We start from the raw sequence: 17,732 nt of genomic DNA, 5'->3' as shown, positions 1-17,732 counted from the left end.
TCTTCATCTCCTACCATACAAGGGCTATTGTGAGCAAAGAGCAACCTAACGCGATACACCAAAACACAGTGTCGATCTTCCACTCAGACCATCCGCTCATTTCAAAATGATGATGGATGGGTGACATCTTGAAGATTCGTTTGCCTGTTAATTTGAATGAGGCAACTTGCAGCATCACGCTTGCTGTTTCACAAACATAGACCAGTCCGACAAGCAATAGGGTCCATTCTTGGTGTAAAAGAATCGAGATAGCTGCCAGCAGACCGCCTAAAGCCAGTGAGCCGACATCCCCCATAAAGATTTTTGCCGGTTTGCGATTGTAGGGAAAGAAGCCGATCAATCCGCCGATGATCGCAAGACAAACGATTAACACATCGATTTGATCTTGTCGCCAAGCAATCAGTGCGTAAGTTGAAAAAGAAATCGTGCCCAGTCCTGCGACTAGCCCATCGATACCGTCCGTCAAGTTGACTGCATTTGAAAAACCAACAAGCCAAAAAATGACGAACAAGCCATAAAAAATCGATAGCGACACGTCTATCCCAAAGAAATTCAGTACATCCGCATTGCCTTCGGATCGGAAAACAAAGTAAAAGACGAGTCCGCCTAAAATCTGTCCAATCAGCTTTTGCAACGAGTTCAGCCCCATATTTCGTTTGCGGAAAATCTTGATGAAGTCATCAAGAAATCCTAATGCACCATAAACCAAGGTAATGAACAAAAGAATGAACAATGAAGCAGTCAATTGATTTTGCCATGCTCCTACCCAGATGGCAGTGATCATTGCAGAAATCAAAAATACAAACCCACCCATCGTTGGTGTACCGGCCTTTACATTGTGCCATTTGGGGCCGTCACCACGTATTTCCTGTCCGTATTTCTTCATTTGAAAATAGCCGATAAACAAAGGCATTGTGGCTGTTACGATCGCAAAGCCACTTGCCAAAGGTAATATCATCTCTGTCCATTCCATATTGTTCTCTCCTATTTATTCGTTTTCACTTAGTGTAAACTTGATCGATTGTCCTGATAATTCGGTGTATGGTTCCACGCTTTGTTTGGTACAATAGCCGTTTCCTTCAAAACTGACGTCTACATTCAGCAGACTACCAAATTTGATTAAGTCTGCTTTTGACCAAGAAGTCGTATCCGGCATATAGTACTTATCGCTGTCGGTAACGAGCAGTACCCGACCGCCAGGCATGATCGAAGTCCCACTGTCAACCGATTGGGCAATGACTTTTTCACCATCCCCGATGACTACCGGGATCAATCCAGCTTTTTGAACATCCGTTGCAGCCGATTCTGTATCGAGATTGCGATAATCCCCCACAGTTGTTTCGCTACCAGATGTTGTGCTTTCTTCTAATGCAGAGTTTTTCAGATCCATGACCCGTTTCATCAATGGATTGGCAATTTCACCCAACACGGTGCTTTCGTGCTTCTCTGGTAATTTAATCGTCAAATACAAAATGTATTCTGGTTCTTCTGAAGGAAACATCAAAACAACGGAATATAGATAATTGGTGCCACCAGACAAATACTTACCGGTTGTTGGATCGGCTACTTGGGCCGTCCCTGTTTTTGCAGAAATGTTGTAGCCAGGTAATTCATAAACGCCATAGGCACTTCCATAATTTTCACTCTCGACAACATCACGCATATATTCACGGACCTCTGTTGCAGCCTCTTTTGTGATCGGATGGCCGACCTCTTCTGGTTGCGTGACCGTTTCTTCTCCAGTATTGCCATCAACGATTTTACTAATAAATTGTGGTTTCAGCATCGTTCCATTATTTGCGACCGATGTGAAAGCCTGCATCATTTGGAAATTCGTCACACCAATCGCTTGACCAAAGGAAGTCATCGCTTGGCTGACAGGATTATCTTCTGGGGTGATTCCAGTATTTTCGTTAGGCAATCCTGAATAGGTGCTACGGCCAAAGCCAAATTCTTTTAAGTATTGTTGCCAACGATCAGCCATCCGCTGCTCCAAGGTCACCATTCCGATATTACTGGACCATGAAAGAGCTTGGCGCATCGTCAGTGTTCCTTTTTGACCAAAGTCCCAGTCATTGATGGTTGCATCGTAAAGTTTTAATCCATCAGGACTTGGGGTAAAGGTTTCGTTCTCATTGAAGATGCCTTGATCGATGGCAGCTGCTGTCGTCAAAATCTTCATGGTTGATCCTGGCTCATAGTTGTCTTCAACTAACAGATTTTGCCAATCATTGATCGAATCCAAATTTTCTGGATTGTAGGTTGGTCGTTGCGCCATCGCTATGATTTCGCCGGTTTTGGCATCCATTAAGTTCGCTGTTAAGTTTTCTGGTTTGTTTTCTTTAAAGACGCTGTCCATCAGCGTTTCCAAATAGCTTTGGATTCGACTATCGATGGTGGTATAAACGTCTTTTCCGTCAACGGCTGCGACGGTCTCTGCTACTGTTCCGGGCAGCGGGTTTTGATTGTTATCTTTTTGATAAACGATCTCACCATCAGTTCCCGATAATACATCATTGTAAGCAGCTTCCAACCCAGTTTTGCCGACTAGACCAGTATCGTCATCATTGGCAACAGCATACCCGATAAAGTGAGAAGAAAAGACCCCATTCGGATAAAGGCGAGCTGGATGGCTATCAAAATGGAAGCCGGCAATATCTTCTTTTTCCATTGCATCTTCGATCGCATTTTTTTGTTCTAATGTAATATTATTTCCCTTGCTCCCAAAAGAGACCCGCCACAATTGTTGCTCAAGGCCATCCTCTAACGTATTGACTGCTGTTTCTTGATCAATGGACAATACATCTGACAAAATTTTGGCCAACTTATTGAAGTTTGCTTTTTCTGCAAAGAGATTTTTGTTGCCATCTTTGTAATTCTGATTCAAAACAGCATAAATGGAATACGAGGTCACATCTTCGGCGATCGGAATCCCATTACGGTCATAGATTGTTCCACGTTTCGCTTTGATCACTTCGCTGCCTTCATAAAGATTTTTGGTCTTTTCTGCTAATGAAGTTCCCGCGACATCCCCGACAATGACGATATAGCTCAAACGCGTGACAAACAAAAAGAACAATCCAATACTCGTAGCAAAGAGAATAATACCTACTTTTTTGCGATTGTTCGTTGTAGTTTGATTGTTCTTTTTTAAGTATTGCTTGAATTTATCTGTTAACTTCATTTAGTCCACTTTCCTTAAATTGCCATCATCGATCGACAATCCATTATCCTCAGCAATCTTTTGGATGCGCTCGGTTTTAGAAAGTTCATTTTTCTCTTGTTCCAACTGTTCTGCTTGTGTTGTTTTCTCAGTGATATCCGATTGGATCAAGGAAATATCATGCTCAACTTGGCTGATATTGGTCCGAATATTGATGGTCAAGATTGCCAACGTCAATACAGCGATAATCACAAAGGCAGCAATCAGTTTTTCTAGAGTAGAAATACTTTTTAACCGACGAGCCGGAGATGCTGGTACACGGATGACCTCAGGACGCTGGGGATCAGTAGGCAGTTTTTCAGTTGTCGGTTCAGAGTGATCCAAAGGTTGTGATTCAAGAGGTTCTCTGAATTCATAGTCATGAACTTTTAGTTCTGCCATAGTTGTTACCCTTCGCTTTCCTTGATTTTTTCCGCGATTCGTAGTTTCGCACTACGAGAACGATTATTTTCAGCTACTTCTTCCTCAGTAGGAAGCAGTGGTTTTCTTGTTATAAGTTTTAGTGTTGGTTGAAATTCTTCTGGTATCATCGGCAGACCTGGTGGCATATCCTTTGGTGTACTGTATTCCTTGAACATCGATTTCACAATGCGATCTTCTAATGAGTGGAACGTGATCACACTGACACGTCCGTTGACTGCTAAAAGATGAATGGCTTGTTCAAGTGATTCTTCAATTACACCTAGCTCATCATTGACTGCAATTCGAATGGCTTGGAAAACCCGTTTTGCTGGGTGACCGCCCTTTCTTCTTGCTGGAGCTGGAATGGCTGTTTTGATGATATCGACCAATTCCCCTGTTGTTTCGATGGGATGATCTTGTCTCACCCGCTCGATTTCCCGAGCGATTTGTTTTGAGAATTTTTCTTCTCCATAACGGAAGAAGATTTTGACTAATTGATGGTAGTCGAATTGATTGACCACTTCATAGGCAGTCAATGCTGCAGTTTGATCCATCCGCATATCCAGCGGTGCATCTTGGTGGTAGCTAAAGCCACGTTCGGCTTCATCTAATTGGGGTGAGGAAACACCTAAATCATACAAAATACCATCGACTCGGCTTACGCCGTGTTGATTCAATGCTTCCTTTAAATAGCGGAAATTACTTTTAATAAACGTGACCATCCCTTTAGCAACATAAGGTGCTAAACGTTCTTTTGCATGGTCGATGGCGGTTTGGTCTTGATCAAAAGCAAAGAGATGTCCTTCTTCAGACAGTTGTGACAATAAATATTCACTATGACCAGCTCCACCTAATGTACAATCGACATAGACGCCTTCTGGACGAATTGATAATCCATCAACGGTCTCCTGTAGCATAACGGTGTAGTGTTGAAAATCTGCCATGTGTTTTTTCCTCTTCCTATCAAGCCTATAAGCCAAAGTCGATCATTGTTTCAGCAATTTCATCAAAGTTTTCTTCTGCTTCTTCAGAGAATGCTTGCCAACGCGTTTCATCCCAAATCTCGATTCGATTTGAAACCCCGATGATCACGCAGCTTTTAGTAAGGTCTGCATGATTTCTCAATGTAACAGGGATATTGATTCGTCCTTGTTTATCGATCTCGCACTCTGTTGCAGCAGAATAAAAGAAGCGGACAAATGTCCGAGCATCCTTTTTCGCTAAAGGCATTTCGTTTAGTTTTTCTTCAAGTTTTTCCCATTCAGATAAGGGGTAGCCAAATAAACAGCCATCTAATCCACGTGTCACAACAAATTTTTCTCCGAGTTTTTCTCGTAGTTTTGAAGGGACGATTAGTCGGCCTTTTGCATCTATCGAATGTTGAAATTCTCCCATAAACATCGATAAATAACCCCCGATCTCCACCTGATATTCACAGTCTACCACAATCCCCCACTTTCTACCACAAATTATATGAAATTTGAAAGGGAAGTTGTTTGACTTTTCTTTACCAAATGAACAAAAAGAGGGAATCAGACTCCTTAAAGTCTTTAAAAAAACTTTAAGCAAAAAAATGGACGTTTATCAAGGGGCAAAACACTATAAGTAACTTACGATATTTAGAATGATCAAAACGACATGAAAGATGATCGTAAATAGAAAAATACTGCGCCAATACATCTTAAAATAGCGACCATATTGGATCTCTTCATAGTAGTACGCCTGAAAGACGGCCAGTAGAATGCCTAATAAAAAAATGGAGATCAAATAATACAATGTGATTGCTTGATCAAAAGTATATTTTGATAATTGATGAATCCCCACCATTAAAAATGGTACCGCTAAATCCGGTGCCTTCACATGGAAACGATCATTCAACGAAAGTGCAGAAACGATAAAACGACAAGCAAAATAAACGAGCACAGGAAAAATATACCAAAACAAAACGATTGGATTAAATCCAGACATACAGCAAAATCCTTTCTAACAACTAGTGTCACTATACTTTATTTTCTTTACATCCATGTTTCAGTTCTTTTAAAAATCTAAGCCGGAATAAGACAGCCATGAAATTTTTTAAGGAGGCTCTTATTTCAACAACTAACTTTCGAAAGTTTTAAAGAATGTATTTCTTTACCTATTAAAACAGAAGGGCGTAGCTTCAACAAGCCTATCTTGCCATTCTAACGAATTTTTTTATAGTGAAATTGAAATTTTCTTAATTTCTCCTTGGATCAACTTGAGTTCTTGAGAAATTGAGGGTAAACTGTCACTAGAATAACTCTAAAAGGTGGATTAGAATGAACGAGAAAAAACCAAAAAGTACCTTTGCAAAAATCACGCAAGTCGTGATCTGGACCATGCTTATTCTCACTGTCGGCTCGATTTTCTTAGCAGCGTACACAAGTATTATGGGTTAATCCTATTAAAAAATGCCCTTTTCCAAAATGATGGCTTCCATCTTTTGGAAAAGGGCATTTTTTTACAGTAACGGTGACACAAGACGTGCCAGGCCTTCCTTGATCTTGATCGTCAATTTTCTTTGTTGATACGCTTCGATCGTTAACGGTTTGGAATCGATCGAATCCGCCAGAAACGCTTCTTTTGTTTGAGTCGCAAGTTGCGCATCATAGATAATCGTATTGACTTCAAAATCTAAGCGAAAGGATCGAACATCGATATTTGCTGAACCAATCGATACAAGTCCACTATCTATAATCATCGTTTTCGCATGCATAAACCCTTTCTCATAGGTTTCAATGATTGCACCAAAATGAAGCAGCTCAGCCGCAAAGGAATAGGTTGCCCAATATACCAAGGGATGATCCGGTTTATTAGGGATTTGGATATGGACTTTCACCCCAGAAAGCAGTGCCAACTTTAAGGCATTGTGAATAGCTTCATCCGGAATATAGTAGGGCGTTTGGATTAGAATTTCTTTTTTGGCTAAATTGATCATTTTCAAATACGTCATTTTTATTTCTTCATGTTCCGTATCAGGACCACTAGTGATAACTTGGGCTGCGACTGTCCCCGCTTGTTTGATTTCAGGAAACAAAGAAGGATCATATTTGATCTCCAAGGCATGTTGTGAATTCCAATCCATCAAAAACCGATTTTGCAGCGAATAGACAGCTGAACCGGCAATTCGCAAGTGATTGTCTCGCCAATAGCCAAATTTTTCCACTTGTCCTAGATATTCATCTCCCACATTAAAACCGCCTGTATAACCAATCTCACCATCAATCACCACGATTTTACGATGATTCCGATAATTGATTCGCGGATTGACATAAGGAACGAACAAAGGAAAGAAAAAGGCAATTTGCCCGCCATGCAGACGCAATTCATCAAAAAACTTCAATGATACCTGGGTACTGCCCCAAGCATCTAACAAGACTCTTACTTTTACGCCTCGCTTTGCGGCTCGTACCAATGCTTCTTTGACCTCATTTCCCAATGCATCACTGCGATAAATATAATATTCCATATGAATGTGATTTTTTGCCTGTTCGATATCCGCGATCAAGGCATCAAATTTCTGCCGCCCATCGGTATAAAGTGTCATGCTATTGGCTGTCGTATAGAGGGATTGACCAAAGACCGTCAACAGATAGACTAACTGCTGGACCTCTACTTGAGCAGTCGGCGGATGCGGAAACAAATGACGCGCGAGCGCTTGTTTTTGTTCTTCTAATTCAACGTTTAGACCAATCTTTGCTTGTGAGCGCATATCGAAAATCTTTTCCTTGGAAATTCCTCTACCAAAGAAAAAGTAAAGCACAAAACCAACGATTGGGATGAACATCAAGACCAAAAGCCAGGCCCATGTCTGAGCAGTCTGACGTCTCTCTCTGAAAATGATAATGATTGATAACAAAATATTAACTATAAATAAAATGGTTACCAAATTATCCATTACAACCATTTTTCCACCTCTTCCCCGATTTCCCGCTACTAAAGCATATCAAAAAATAGTACCTAAAGTAAAGAAACACTGTGATGAAACAAAAAAAGCCGATCTGACGATCGACTTTAATAAAACATACGTTTAGAATTTTAAAAATCGGCGCATTGATAAGACGGAACCAAGCGAACCAATCACGATACCAATCAGTGCCATCACACCGCACACTTGTATTAGAAACATATTTGGTGCAATTAAGCTGTAATTTGAACGTAGCAAGGATGGATTGACCATTGCATAAACTTGATGATACCCGAAGTACATCAACGCAATTGGGACAATTGATCCTAAGAGTCCGATCCAGCCTCCTTCAAGGAAGAACGGCCAACGAATGTAGCCGTTTTTCGCCCCAACCAGACGCATGATTTGAATTTCTCTTTGACGGGACAAAATCGTGATCCGAATCGTATTAGAGATTAGGAACATTGCCACAAAAATCAGTAAGACAGCAGCAGCTAAGCCCCAAGTCCGCACAGCCGCAGACAATTCAAAGATTCGGTCAGAAGAATCTCCACCGTAATCGGCTTTAAAGACATTCGGCAAATCCCCAGCTTGTTCTGCGATCTCTGTCGTATACTCTGGATCTGTGGCACTTACAACAAATACGTTATACAGTGGATTACTGTCGCCTTCGAACAAGTTCCATGAATCCCCCATGGCATCCTGGATCTTCTGCAATTCTTCGTCTCGACTAGAAAATGTCACTTCTGAAACGTTCGGCAGATCATTTAAGGCCTGTTCTAAAGCATCCATGTCTTCTTGTTCTGTACCAATATCAACGAAAACCGACACGTCCACATTCTCACGAATATCTTCGGCTAGTTTTGTTGCATTTAAGATTACACCTAGAAAAATACCGACTAATGTTAATGTGATCGTCACGGCACTCAATGACGCGATAGTCATCCAGCCGTTACGCTTTAAACTTTTAATACTCTCCAGGAGATGACGGAAAAATGTTCTAATCATCGTAACCATATTCTCCTTCCGCTTGGTCGCGAATAATGCGGCCATTCTCAATCGCGATCACGCGATGACGAATCGTATTTACGATCGTACTATTATGGGTCGCCATAACGACCGTTGTTCCTTGTGCATTGATTCGATCAAGCAATTTCATGATTTCCCATGAGTTTTCAGGATCTAGATTTCCGGTTGGTTCATCCGCAATCAATACCTTCGGTGTATTTACGATGGCACGAGCGATCGACACCCGTTGTTGTTCCCCACCGGAAAGTTCACTTGGAAAGACCCGAACTTTATGTTTCAGTCCGACCAAATCCAAAACTTCCATCACCCGTTTTTTGATATCACGGGGTTTGCGTCCGATAACTTGCATTGCATAAGCAACATTTTCAAAGACCGTTTTCCGCGGTAAAAGTTTGTAGTCTTGGAAGACCACGCCGATTTCCCGGCGCATCAAAGGGATCTCACGGTTTTTCATGCCGACCAAATCATATCCTGCGACATTCAAAACGCCTTTTGTTGCTCTTTCTTCTCGATACATCAATTTGATAAAGGTTGATTTTCCGGCGCCGGATGGTCCAACGACATAGACAAACTCCCCTTGATCAATTGAAATCGAAAGGTTACGGATAGCAGTCGTACCATTAGAGTACTTTTTCATTATATCTTTCATTTCTATCATACAGCTATCTCTCCATCTCAAATTTTCATTCTGGCTTATTATAGCATGAATATATTTCACCTTGCTTGCAACAGATTACAATTGTGTTTCAATCTGTTTAAGTCATACCAGGTTATTTTTGATTCAGTTTCAGCTTCAAATAGGCATCGATAAAGCCGTCCAAATCGCCATCCATGACTGCCTGTACATTCCCAGTTTCGAAATTCGTTCGGTGATCTTTGACCATTGAATAGGGATGGAAGACATAAGAACGAATTTGCGAGCCCCAGCCGATCTCTAATTGCTCGCCTCGCAAGGCTGCTGCTTCTTGTTCTTTCTTTTCGACTTCTAATTGATACAGCTTAGCTTTCAACATCCCCATCGCTTGCTCACGGTTTTTCAGCTGTGAACGCTGGGCTTGGCTAGCGACCACTGTACCTGTTGGAATGTGAGTGATCCGCACAGCAGATTCGGTTTTGTTGATGTGCTGTCCACCAGCGCCGCTTGCGCGGTACGTATCGATCTTCAAATCATCTGAGTTGATCTCCACATCGATCGCCCCATCTAATTCTGGCATCACATCCACCGAGCAAAATGACGTATGCCGTCTCTTAGCAGAATCAAAAGGTGAAATACGGACCAAGCGATGCACGCCTTTTTCCGACTTCAAATAGCCATAGGCGTTGTGGCCTTTCACAAGTAATGTGACACTTTTGATCCCCGCTTCATCACCGGCTTGATAGTCCAAAGTTTCCACCTGATACCCATGTTGTTCACAAAAACGAGTATACATCCGTAACAGCATGCTGCCCCAGTCTTGCGACTCGGTACCGCCTGCTCCCGGGTGCAGCTCGATGATGGCATTGTTTCGATCATAGGGTTCATCTAACAACATCGACAATTCATAAGAAGCCATTTTCTCATTTAACTTACCGATTCGCGCATCAAGTTCTGCTTCCATTTCCGGATCGGCTTCTTCTTGAATCATTTCCAACATCACTTCGAGTTCTTCCAATTCTTCTGCTAGCTGATTGAATTGATCGTAAGTCTCTTTGTTGGCATTGTTGGCGTTAATGACTTGTTGAGCTTTTTCTGAATCATCCCAAAAGGTAGGATCTGCCATTTGGTGTTCCGCTTCCGCAATGTCCTCTTCTAACTGATCTAAGTCAAAGAGACCCCCTAAAACTGATTATTTTTTCATTCATCTGGGTCAATTGATTCCGAATATCTGCGATTTCCATTAAAATTCCTTCTTTCTTTTTTTCTTACAAACGAAAGTAGACTGGACAAAAACGTCTGCCAGCCTACTCTCACCTTTTTCAAAACTTGTTACATATTTTTCCCGTGGCAATTCTTGAATTTTTTCCCGCTTCCGCAAGGACAAGGATCATTGCGGCCCACGTTTTTGAAACTTGGCGCTTGGGCAGCCGGTGCTTCTTCTACCCCTTGTGCTTCTCCTTGGGCTACTTGTTCCCGTTGAACGTTTTGGCGGATTTCTGCCTTCATAAACAGACGAGTTACTTCATACTCGATGGCTCCAACCATGTTTTCAAACATATTGAATCCTTCTGTTTGGTATTCAACTAACGGATTGTTTTGTCCATAAGCCCGTAACCCAACCGATTGGCGCAATTGATCCATGGCATCGATGTGGTCGGTCCACTTCGTATCAACGACTCGTAAAATCACTACTTTTTCAAATTCCAGTAATTGTTCTGGACTATTAAGTTGTGTTTTCTTTTGTTCAAAGACTTCTTCTGCCCGTTGGTTTAGATAATCTTTAATCTCTTGAGCTGATTTGCCCTTGATGTCTTCAATACTGATGGTATCTTCATGAACAAGTGCATTGGCAGCAAAATCAACGATTCCTTCATAATTCCAATTGCTTTCTTCTAATTGCGTATGACTGTCAACGACACGGCTGATGGAACGTTTCACCATATTCATTAATTGTGGTGAAAGATCCGTTTCTTCCATGATTACTTCTTGACGTTGTCCGTAAATAACTTCCCGCTGTTCTCGCATTACGTCATCGTATTGCAAGACGTTTTTCCGGGTATCGTAGTTATTCCCTTCCACTCGTCTTTGGGCAGATTCTACTTGTTTTGAAAGCATCTTGCTTTGGATCACGGCATCGCCTTCATCGATTTTCATCCGATCTAAGAACACTTTGATTCGTTCAGAACCAAAACGTTTCATTAAATCATCTTCTAGCGACAGGTAAAATTGCGACATCCCTGGATCTCCTTGACGTCCCGCACGTCCCCGCAACTGGTTGTCGATCCGTCGTGATTCGTGACGCTCGGTACCAATAACTGCCAATCCGCCTAGTTCTGCAACACCAAGACCCAACTTGATATCCGTTCCCCGACCAGCCATATTGGTCGCGATCGTTACAGCACCTTTTTGCCCAGCATTCAAAATGATTTCCGCTTCTTTAAAGTGATTCTTGGCATTCAATACTTCATGAGGAACTTTCTCCCGATCAAGCATTGATGATAGTAATTCAGAAGTCTCAACAGCGACCGTCCCTACAAGGACTGGTTGCCCTTTGCGGTGACGCTCTTTGATGTCTTGAACGACTGCTTGGAATTTGCTGGTAAGTGTTGGATAAAGCAAGTCCGCACGATCATCCCGTAAGATCGGTTTGTTCGTAGGAATCTGAATGACTTGCATGTTATAGATTTCTCTAAACTCTTCTTCTTCCGTTTTCGCAGTACCGGTCATCCCAGACAGTTTTTTGTACATCCGGAAATAGTTCTGGAATGTGATCGTCGCCATCGTTTTGGTTTCATCTTCGATCTCGACACTTTCTTTTGCTTCGATCGCTTGATGCAGCCCGTCAGAATAGCGGCGGCCATCCATGATCCGACCTGTAAATTGGTCAACAATCATTACTTTGCCATCTTGCACCACGTAATCAATGTCACGAATCATGATGTAATTCGCCCGCAACGCTTGGTCCAAGTGATGGGTCAATGCGGTGTTTTCGATATCATACAAGTTTTCTAAGCCGAAGGTCTCCTCCGCTTTTTCGATCCCACGTTCTGTCAAGCCGATCGTTTTTGATTGAATATCGATTTTGTAGTCTTCTTCTTCCGTCAAGCGTTTGACGAAATTGTCGACCCGATTGTATAGCGCGGTCGATTTTTCTGCTTGTCCTGAAATGATCAATGGCGTTCTCGCTTCATCGATCAAGATCGAATCGACTTCATCGACAATGGCATAGTTTAATGGACGTTGTACCATTTGATGACGATAAACCACCATGTTGTCCCGCAAATAGTCAAACCCTAATTCATTGTTTGTACTATAAGTGATGTCACAAGCATACGCCGCACGTTTTTCTTCTGCTGATTTTGAGTTGATGTTCAAACCGACTGTCAATCCTAAAAAGTTGTACAGCTCCCCCATCTCAGTCGAGTCACGAGTTGCCAAGTATTCATTGACAGTTACGACGTGGACACCTTGACCGCTCAAAGCATTCAAATAAACAGGTAATGTCGCCGTCAAGGTTTTCCCTTCACCCGTACGCATCTCTGGGATATTCCCATCATGCAAGACGATCCCACCCATTAATTGGACGTGGTAAGGATAAAGGCCCAAAACGCGTTTTGCAGCTTCACGTACTACTGCAAAGGCTTCAGGTAATAATTTATCCAAAGTCTCTCCCTCTTGGAAACGACGACGAAATTCATCGGTTTTCCCGCGTAATTGTTCATCAGATAAAGCGGCCATTTCATCCGCATGTGATTCAACTTGATTCGCAATATGGTCAAGACGTTTTAATTCTTTTTTGTCGTTTTCGATTAATTTTCTAAAAAAATTGGCCATACCTTAATAATTCTCCTTTTACTTCTGCATTATCCTAGCTGGAAACTCTCCTAACTATTTTAGCACTAGTTCACCATAAATGAAATATTTTTCGATAGAACTATCGCATCAATCTTGCGTGATAAACGGATTCTTAACCTTTTTTCACAGATTTTAAAGAAACGAAGGGAAAAAATACGCAACAAGCCATCGATCGGTGCCCAAAGTCCAGCGCACGTCCAAATGACTTGTTGCGAATATTTGCAAATTAGGCCGTTTTAAAACGGGTTTTTATGAAAGCTAAGAAGAGCATCAGCAGCATGCCTAAAGATTGGATCCCAATCATCAAGATGATGTCCGCGCCAATAAATCCTGCCAACATCGCCACCAGAGAGCCTGCCCCCAGTGCATTCAAAATCACGTTGGTACTTTCTTTGAAACTGCTGATCGTCGACAGTCGCGACTTTTTCGTCAGCCAGAGGAAAAACGCTGCGCCCATGACGAGGATACTATTCATTGCCACCAATAAAAATGCCACCGTGATCGTCTGGCTGAAGAAAATCGCCGTCTCGTTGTTGCGATAAAAGCCGTCTTCGATCACTTTCTGAAACGAAGCCGCATCATGCACTTGATCAGGCATCATTTCCGCCGTGTAACGCATCTCATAATGATAGGTTTGTCCATCGATTTCCTCTTTGATGGTCCAGTCTGTTTCACGAAAATTGATGGCATATTTTGCTCTTGAAAGGTCCGCTTCTGAAAGCGCAACACCTATAATGCCCGCTTCTGTTTGCGAAAAGACTTGTGACTCATCCGTTAAAAGTTTGCCATCTTCCAGCTGCAGTTCACTGTATTCGGCTGCTGTTTCAGCAGTCATGAGTGTTTTTGCATGGGGGAAAAATGCTGCAAAGGCTTGATCCGTTTGCTTGCTGATCATCAAGGTCAGCGGGATCATCAGCAAGGACATCAAGAAAATATAGACAAACACTTGCTGCCAGCGATTTAATTTTTTACGCCATGCATAGACTTTTGTTGGAGAAAATATGGCCCCAAAGTATGTTAAGGGAAATCGTTGTTCAGACATCCTATCATTCCTATCCTTTTGTTCCGCCCGAGGTCAAACCTGAAACAAAGTATTTTTGTAAGAAGAAAAACAGTGCAGCAATCGGTACGGCGATCAAAATCGCCCCAGCCGCAAAGAGTGCGACCCGTTGATTACGGGCATCGTTGATAAAGGTCTGCAGCCCGACTGCGACGGTCAAACGCTCTTGTGAGCGAAGCAAGAACCGCGCCAGCAAGAATTCGCCGAATGGCCCCATAAAGGCCCACAATGCTTGGACGGCAACCATTGGTTTTACGAGGGGCAAAACGATTTGCCAAAAGATGCGGAAATGCCCTGCACCGTCAAGTTTTGCTGATTCATCCAAGTCGATCGGTACCGTATCAAAGTACCCTTTCATCAGCCAAGTATTCATGGGAATCCCACCACCGATATAGATCAGTGTCAAGAACCAGAAACTATCTAGACCGTTTGCTAATAAGCCCATGACATAAAAAGCGGTCAACGCCGACATCGTTGGCACCATCTGAACGATCAAGAACACCATCAAACTGCTCTTACGACCGGCAAAGCGATAACGACTGTAAGTATACCCTGCCAGTGTTACGATCATTACTTGGATCACCATCGTGGAAACAGCCACGATCAAGGTGTTTTTATACCATGTCAAATAGGGGGTTTCATTGAACAATCGTCGAAAGTTGTTCAATGTCCAATCCGCATCAAAATCCAAGCGAAAGGCGATCATATTCCCTGCCTTGAAGGCTGAGGTTGCGGTAATCAACAAGGGATAGATGATAACGATCGATAAAGCGATCATAAACAAGTAGGTAAATAATTTGCTGAAAGAAAACTTTTTCTTTTTCATCCTCAATCCTCCATATTAAATGCATTCGTCTTTTTAAACACCAGTAATGAAATGGAAATCACCACAAAGGAAATGATCAAGGTCAATGCAGAAGCAATCGAGTATTGTGGCGAGCCGCCCGTCGTCAATTTGTAGATCCATGAAATCAAAATATCCGTCGAACCGGCATTTCCACCTAAACTTCCTGGACCACCTTCGTTAAAGAGATAGATCATGGAGAAGTTATTAAAGTTCCCTGTATATTGCGTAACGAAGGTTGGTGCTGCCACCAAAAAGATCGCCGGTAACGTAATATTGCGAAAACGCTGAATCGCATTTGCTCCATCCATTTTGGCTGCTTCATACAAATCTTCAGAAATGGATTGTAAAATCCCTGAGACCATAACATAAATATATGGAAACCCTAACCAACCTTGAATCAAAATAATCGCGGTCTTTGTCCAAAACGGGTCGGTTTTCCAAGCAATATTGCCAATATCAACAAAAGGCAAATTGTTCAATAGCGGGATCACCTGCGTATTGATCGCTCCAGCGGTATCATTAAACATGTTCGAAAAACTCATGATCGTGATGAACGCTGGCACCGCCCAAGGAAGCAAGAAAATCACCCCGAAGACCCGACGGAACTTCACAAATTTTTGATTGGCAACAACTGCTGTCAGTATTCCTAAGGTAATTTGCAAAGTAGTTGCTAAAACGGTCCAAATCACCGTCCAACTAAACACTTTTACAAAGGTGTCGCGGTAAGAACTTAAGGTGAAGATATTCGTAAAATTCGAAAAACCGATCCAGTCGATTAAGTTTGCTGGCGGAATATGTCGAAAATCATAGTTGGTAAACGCCATGAAGAGTGTCACCATTACCGGAAAAATAATTGCTACGATCATCACCAGATAGGCTGGGATCGTCAATAGATAAGCGAAACCATCCTCATACAATTTATTGAAAAACTCTTTTCTCGTAACTGCCACCGGGAACCCTTTTTCAATACTTTGGCGAACTTGATAGGCATCTTTGATATTTAAAACCCAAAAGATAATGAAAATAACGGTAACGATGACCTGTAGCGTTCCTTCGATCAACAAGAACAAAGAATTGTGTTCCATCGGTACTGATCCCAGTGTGACAAAGTTATATAATGCTTGTCCACCGAACAAAAGCATTTCGCCTAGAAAAATTAGAAAGACCGCAAAAAAGAGTCCCGCTTTAAATTTCTGACCATTTTTGAATTGTCCCACCCCAGGGATGATTGAAAGAAGCGCTGTCTGCGTGGCTTTTGAATTCGTCCTCATATGTATCCTCCTTAAAATCGAAAGTCTGCCAAGCGGCCGACGATCCATAGAAATCAATCTCATCAAGCAATTTCTTGCGTGCTACGTTGCAAGGAATCCTTTTGACAAACATCCTCTATAGAATCGTCGACATGAATGACAGACCGTAATCGGCTATTTATTAATATTTCTGCTCAATCGCTTCTTCGATTGTTTTGGCAGCATTATCCGCTGCTTCTTGAGGAGTCATATTGCCTGAACCTGCATCAAACAGCATGTTTTCAGCCCCTACCCAAACCTCAGACATTTCAGGGATATTTGGCATTGGTTGTGAAACACTGTATTGCTCGATCACTGCTTTTGCTACTGGATCATCAGAAGCAGCAACTGTTTCTTGAGCCATAATGTTTGCTGGAATATCATGACGCATTTCATACAATTTCTCTTGATTAGCTTCGTTTGTTAAATATTCGACAAATTGTTGAGAAACGTCTTTGTTTTGTGAGTAGTTGGAAACAACCCATGCTTTTCCACCACCAAACGTTTCATAATCATTGCCATTGCTCAGCGTTGGGATTTTCGCTACGCCATAGTTAATCCCTGCTTCTTCAAAGCCGTTCACGCCCCATGGTCCGTAAATGATGGCTGCTGTTTTGCCTTGGTTAAAGTAATCTAACATCAAGTTTTCGTTGGCTGATACATCCAGCATTCCTTGCGGCCAGACATTTTGGAACCAATCAGTTGCGTACGTGATTGCTTCAACAGAACCTTCATTGTTGATCCCTAAATCAGATGGATCTGTCCCTTCATCCCCAAAGACATAACCACCATAACCAGCTAATAGACCATACGTATAATAAAAGTCTGTCCAACGAGCTAAGAAACCAACATTGTCATCGCCTTCTGCAAAACGATCATCTTTTGCTAGCTCTTCTAAATCAGAAAAAGTTGCTGGCGCTTCATCGATCAAATCTTTGTTATAGAACATGACAACTGCTTCAATCATTGCTGGTGCGCCATAGATTTTATCATCGATCGTCACTTGTTGCTTGTCTGTATCGCTGTACCGTCCATCATCTGGCAAAGTCATTTCTGCCAAATGCCCTTGCGAGCCTACTTGACCTACACGATCGTAAGGAGACATCGTAACATCTGGACCTTTCCCAGCAGGACCGTCTAGTTGAAGCGCATCCATTTGATCGAACATATCCATTTCTACAACGTTGATGGTAACATCATTTTCAGATTCAAAGTCAGATTTCACTTCATTGATATAATCAATATAGTCTGCGCCTACAGAGACCGTGAGCGTTTTTTCATCGCTACCTGAACCTGCATCTGCATTACTACCATCGGTACTACCACCGTTGCCGCCACACGCCGCAAGCGCTAACAACGCACTTCCTGAAACTAATCCTAGAGCTGCCTTTTTCCAATTCACTTTCATCCTGTTTACCTCCTGCAATTTGTAACTCCATTATGCAACCGGTTTCTTAAAATG

Annotated in this window: 15 protein-coding genes and 2 pseudogenes; 1 reads left to right on the top strand and 16 read right to left on the bottom strand. The window is 42.2% G+C overall.

The genetic code is table 11. The features are described from left to right. Positions 1–10: 10 nt before the first annotated feature. The 6 genes from mraY to IGK63_RS04210 all read right to left on the bottom strand — a co-directional run bounded on the left by mraY (position 11) and on the right by IGK63_RS04210 (position 5,593). Complete coding sequence (gene mraY / locus IGK63_RS04235) at positions 11–973, bottom strand: phospho-N-acetylmuramoyl-pentapeptide-transferase (protein WP_005237283.1); 963 nt, start codon at positions 971–973, stop codon at positions 11–13. 15 nt (positions 974–988) lie between these two features. Further along, positions 989–3,184, bottom strand: a complete 2,196-nt coding sequence (locus IGK63_RS04230) for a penicillin-binding transpeptidase domain-containing protein (protein WP_008377336.1) — start codon at positions 3,182–3,184, stop codon at positions 989–991. Then, positions 3,185–3,604, bottom strand: a complete 420-nt coding sequence (ftsL, locus tag IGK63_RS04225) for a cell division protein FtsL (RefSeq protein WP_008377334.1) — start codon at positions 3,602–3,604, stop codon at positions 3,185–3,187. It lies immediately after the preceding gene. 5 nt (positions 3,605–3,609) lie between these two features. After that, the gene (rsmH, locus tag IGK63_RS04220; RefSeq protein ID WP_008377332.1) at positions 3,610–4,569 is read right to left on the bottom strand and encodes a 16S rRNA (cytosine(1402)-N(4))-methyltransferase RsmH; all 960 of its coding nucleotides are present in this window, start codon (positions 4,567–4,569) and stop codon (positions 3,610–3,612) included. A 25-nt stretch (positions 4,570–4,594) separates the two neighbouring features. Continuing rightward, positions 4,595–5,026, bottom strand: a complete 432-nt coding sequence (gene mraZ / locus IGK63_RS04215) for a division/cell wall cluster transcriptional repressor MraZ (RefSeq protein ID WP_005228792.1) — start codon at positions 5,024–5,026, stop codon at positions 4,595–4,597. A gap of 198 nt (positions 5,027–5,224) precedes the next feature. Continuing rightward, positions 5,225–5,593: a DUF3397 domain-containing protein gene (locus tag IGK63_RS04210; protein WP_005237289.1), complete on the bottom strand. Its 369-nt coding sequence runs from the start codon at positions 5,591–5,593 to the stop codon at positions 5,225–5,227. Between the two features lie 332 nt (positions 5,594–5,925). Here IGK63_RS04210 and IGK63_RS04205 point away from each other — a divergent pair, with 332 nt between their 5' ends. After that, positions 5,926–6,045 carry a DUF4044 domain-containing protein gene (locus IGK63_RS04205; RefSeq protein ID WP_005237290.1) on the top strand — a complete coding sequence of 40 codons (120 nt, stop codon included), beginning with the start codon at positions 5,926–5,928 and terminating at the stop codon, positions 6,043–6,045. A 62-nt stretch (positions 6,046–6,107) separates the two neighbouring features. On the opposite strand, the gene cls is transcribed toward IGK63_RS04205, so the two are convergent. The 10 genes and pseudogenes from cls to IGK63_RS04155 all read right to left on the bottom strand — a co-directional run bounded on the left by cls (position 6,108) and on the right by IGK63_RS04155 (position 17,678). Then, entirely contained in the window at positions 6,108–7,553 is a 1,446-nt protein-coding gene (gene cls / locus IGK63_RS04200; protein WP_005237291.1) for a cardiolipin synthase, read from the bottom strand. Positions 7,554–7,676: 123 nt separating this feature from the next. Continuing rightward, the gene (gene ftsX, locus IGK63_RS04195; protein ID WP_005237292.1) at positions 7,677–8,561 is read right to left on the bottom strand and encodes a permease-like cell division protein FtsX; all 885 of its coding nucleotides are present in this window, start codon (positions 8,559–8,561) and stop codon (positions 7,677–7,679) included. Continuing rightward, entirely contained in the window at positions 8,554–9,240 is a 687-nt protein-coding gene (ftsE, locus tag IGK63_RS04190) for a cell division ATP-binding protein FtsE (RefSeq protein ID WP_005237293.1), read from the bottom strand. The genes ftsX and ftsE overlap by 8 nt, the downstream gene beginning before the upstream one ends. Before the next feature lie 112 nt (positions 9,241–9,352). Next, positions 9,353–10,460 (bottom strand): peptide chain release factor 2 gene (gene prfB, locus IGK63_RS04185; RefSeq protein WP_101495161.1). Its coding sequence is split into 2 segments (ribosomal slippage): positions 9,353–10,387 and positions 10,389–10,460, totalling 1,107 coding nucleotides; the frame shifts between segments, so codons are not numbered across the junction. 88 nt (positions 10,461–10,548) lie between these two features. Then, positions 10,549–10,623 (bottom strand): annotated as a pseudogene (locus IGK63_RS04180) (SEC-C metal-binding domain-containing protein); the annotation flags it as partial. Positions 10,624–10,668: 45 nt separating this feature from the next. Beyond that, positions 10,669–13,053: pseudogene (gene secA, locus IGK63_RS04175) on the bottom strand (preprotein translocase subunit SecA); the annotation flags it as partial. Positions 13,054–13,300: 247 nt separating this feature from the next. Continuing rightward, on the bottom strand, positions 13,301–14,116 hold the full coding sequence (locus IGK63_RS04170; RefSeq protein WP_016613819.1) for a hypothetical protein: 816 nt from the start codon (positions 14,114–14,116) through the stop codon (positions 13,301–13,303). Between the two features lie 10 nt (positions 14,117–14,126). Then, positions 14,127–14,960: a sugar ABC transporter permease gene (locus IGK63_RS04165; RefSeq protein WP_005237297.1), complete on the bottom strand. Its 834-nt coding sequence runs from the start codon at positions 14,958–14,960 to the stop codon at positions 14,127–14,129. A gap of 2 nt (positions 14,961–14,962) precedes the next feature. After that, a complete protein-coding gene (locus tag IGK63_RS04160; RefSeq protein ID WP_005237298.1) occupies positions 14,963–16,252 on the bottom strand; it encodes a carbohydrate ABC transporter permease in 1,290 nt (429 codons plus the stop codon). Positions 16,253–16,412: 160 nt separating this feature from the next. After that, on the bottom strand, positions 16,413–17,678 hold the full coding sequence (locus tag IGK63_RS04155) for an extracellular solute-binding protein (RefSeq protein WP_005237299.1): 1,266 nt from the start codon (positions 17,676–17,678) through the stop codon (positions 16,413–16,415). Positions 17,679–17,732: the final 54 nt, after the last annotated feature.

Source organism: Enterococcus sp. AZ040, assembly GCF_050499185.1.
GTDB lineage: Bacteria > Bacillota > Bacilli > Lactobacillales > Enterococcaceae > Enterococcus_D > Enterococcus_D entomosocium.
Note: the sequence above shows the minus strand (reverse complement) of the source record. Positions and strands in the feature narration are given on the sequence as shown.

What these genes read in the sequence shown, in the direction of transcription:
- mraY (WP_005237283.1), bottom strand. Translation starts at nt 973, where the DNA reads ATGGAATGGACAGAGATGATATTACCTTTGGCAAGTGGCTTTGCGATC.
- rsmH (WP_008377332.1), bottom strand. Translation starts at nt 4,569, where the DNA reads ATGGCAGATTTTCAACACTACACCGTTATGCTACAGGAGACCGTTGAT.
- IGK63_RS04210 (WP_005237289.1), bottom strand. Translation starts at nt 5,593, where the DNA reads ATGTCTGGATTTAATCCAATCGTTTTGTTTTGGTATATTTTTCCTGTG.
- cls (WP_005237291.1), bottom strand. Translation starts at nt 7,553, where the DNA reads ATGGTTGTAATGGATAATTTGGTAACCATTTTATTTATAGTTAATATT.
- IGK63_RS04155 (WP_005237299.1), bottom strand. Translation starts at nt 17,678, where the DNA reads ATGAAAGTGAATTGGAAAAAGGCAGCTCTAGGATTAGTTTCAGGAAGT.
- ftsL (WP_008377334.1), bottom strand. Translation starts at nt 3,604, where the DNA reads ATGGCAGAACTAAAAGTTCATGACTATGAATTCAGAGAACCTCTTGAA.
- IGK63_RS04160 (WP_005237298.1), bottom strand. Translation starts at nt 16,252, where the DNA reads ATGAGGACGAATTCAAAAGCCACGCAGACAGCGCTTCTTTCAATCATC.
- mraZ (WP_005228792.1), bottom strand. Translation starts at nt 5,026, where the DNA reads ATGTTTATGGGAGAATTTCAACATTCGATAGATGCAAAAGGCCGACTA.
- ftsX (WP_005237292.1), bottom strand. Translation starts at nt 8,561, where the DNA reads ATGATTAGAACATTTTTCCGTCATCTCCTGGAGAGTATTAAAAGTTTA.
- IGK63_RS04170 (WP_016613819.1), bottom strand. Translation starts at nt 14,116, where the DNA reads ATGTCTGAACAACGATTTCCCTTAACATACTTTGGGGCCATATTTTCT.
- IGK63_RS04230 (WP_008377336.1), bottom strand. Translation starts at nt 3,184, where the DNA reads ATGAAGTTAACAGATAAATTCAAGCAATACTTAAAAAAGAACAATCAA.
- ftsE (WP_005237293.1), bottom strand. Translation starts at nt 9,240, where the DNA reads ATGATAGAAATGAAAGATATAATGAAAAAGTACTCTAATGGTACGACT.
- IGK63_RS04205 (WP_005237290.1), top strand. Translation starts at nt 5,926, where the DNA reads ATGAACGAGAAAAAACCAAAAAGTACCTTTGCAAAAATCACGCAAGTC.
- IGK63_RS04165 (WP_005237297.1), bottom strand. Translation starts at nt 14,960, where the DNA reads ATGAAAAAGAAAAAGTTTTCTTTCAGCAAATTATTTACCTACTTGTTT.